General features: G+C 57.6%; 1 pseudogene. It reads left to right on the plus strand.

From position 1 onward, the window contains the following. Nucleotides 1–432 (plus strand): annotated as a pseudogene (locus CR105_RS27560) (group II intron maturase-specific domain-containing protein); the annotation flags it as partial.

Here is a 432-nt window from a genome sequence, read left to right on the forward strand (position 1 = left end):
ATCATGGACCATGGCGTGGTGCAGTCGCGGCACGAAGGAACGCCGCAAGGTGGACCGCTGTCGCCGCTACTGGCCAACGTTCTGCTCGATGAGGTGGACAAGGAACTGGAACGACGCGGCCATTGCTCCCCAGCGCATTTGGTCGTAAGTTCCTCGGTTACAGTCTGTGGGTGGCAAAGGGGAAAGTGGTGAAGCTGAAGGTCGCGGACAAGCCGCGGGCAACATTTAAGCAGCGAATCCGCGAGCTAACGAAGCGTACTGTTGGCCGCAGCATGCCGCAGATCGTTGAAAAGCTGCGCTCCTATATGCTTGGCTGGAAGGGGTACTTCAAATTGGCGCAAACGCCGAAAGTCTGGCGGACACTCGATGAATGGCTGCGCCACAGGCTGAGAGCTATCCAGCTCAAGCATTGGAAGCGTGGGAAAACCATGT

The organism is Massilia eurypsychrophila (assembly GCF_002760655.1).
GTDB lineage: Bacteria > Pseudomonadota > Gammaproteobacteria > Burkholderiales > Burkholderiaceae_D > JAFCUW01.